We start from the raw sequence: 1,288 nt of genomic DNA, 5'->3' as shown, positions 1-1,288 counted from the left end.
CACATGGGCCTATCAGCGTAAATCCTACTTTCAGTGTAAAGCTCTCTCCGGGCTCTATAGTGATTTCATTTGTTTTCACATCTCCTACCTTAAAGAAGTACTGCGATGGCATCGGATCAGGCACTTGAGCCTGGACGCCGGCAAAGCCGAGTCCAAGCACAATACATGCCGTCATTAGAGTGTTCGTAATTGCACTAAAGTGTTTCTTTAGCTCTTGTGTTAAATTGTTCATAAGGGTCTGTATTTAATTGGTTTTAATTGATTTATATTTATTTTCATTTAGTTCAGTGGAGCAGTAGCCCCAGATTGATTAAACGAAGCATTCAAAATTGAGATGTCAAAGATGTTAATATTGCCATCACAATTCAGGTCAGCTAGCGGGTTGTATGCTGGATTACCCACAGATGTATTGAAAGCGGCATTGATCAATGAAACGTCGAAGATGTTAACTGCTCCATCGTTATTGATATTACCGTTTTTAATAGCACCTACTGCAAGGCTGTTATCACCTGCTGCGATTACAACATCCTGAATTCCTTTCGCAAGGTATCCTTGTACTTTTACGATTACATCGAAAGTACCAGTTGCAACATCGGCGATACTAAATGTACCATTGGCAGCAATAGTTGTATTGTAGGTTGCTACCAATGTAGCAGTACCCGGCGTGTAGAAACCAACGGTAGCAGGGCGATCACCACAGCTGCTATTCCAGTTTACAGTACCGTTAAGAGTTGCTGCATTGTTGTTTACACAGTCTAACTGAATATTGATGTCGTAAGGTGGTGCAAAGTTTGAATATGCATAAGCCCGCACATAGTATACACCAGCTGCAAGAACACCAAAATCAATTGTTTCAGGAATATCTGCACAATCAATTGAAGTTAAATCACCGCAACCATCAGATGAGAATGCTTCCAGAACTAAATCTGAAGTTGCAATATCATTTATGATATAAGATGAAGTACCGTCGGCTGTAAAAGTAAACCATACATCGAACGCCTGAGCAGCTGTAAAGTTTTCACAAGTAATTGGAGGTAAACTTTGACTTGCACCGGCAGTAGTTTGAACTATAGGTACACCACAAACCAATTCAGTAGCAATACATGCTTCGTCATTTGTGGCCATTGGAATACCAATACAATCGCAGTTTGCATCTATTTCATCATTCACAGTATTCGAATCACCATCGTCACAGGCATTCCCGATATTATTGCTCAAATCAGGACAGTCAAAATCTGTACAAATCAATGTCACGGCGTAAGTAGTAGCGGTGCTAAATGGACGGATA

Annotated in this window: 2 protein-coding genes; both read right to left on the bottom strand. The window is 40.6% G+C overall.

Annotated elements, in window-relative coordinates; translation table 11 throughout:
* Positions 1 to 232: hypothetical protein (locus G3O08_RS20685; protein ID WP_163287347.1), on the bottom strand; the 232-nt coding region annotated here is incomplete at its 3' end.
* 47 nt (positions 233 to 279) lie between these two features.
* Positions 280 to 1,288, bottom strand: a 1,009-nt coding sequence (locus G3O08_RS20680) for a dockerin type I domain-containing protein (RefSeq protein WP_163287346.1), incomplete at its 5' end; no start/stop codon positions are given.

It is taken from the genome of Cryomorpha ignava, from assembly GCF_010686655.1.
In the GTDB taxonomy this organism is placed as follows: domain Bacteria; phylum Bacteroidota; class Bacteroidia; order Flavobacteriales_D; family Cryomorphaceae; genus Cryomorpha; species Cryomorpha ignava.
The sequence above is the reverse complement of the archived record's forward strand: the minus strand, read 5'-3'. Positions and strand labels throughout refer to the sequence as shown.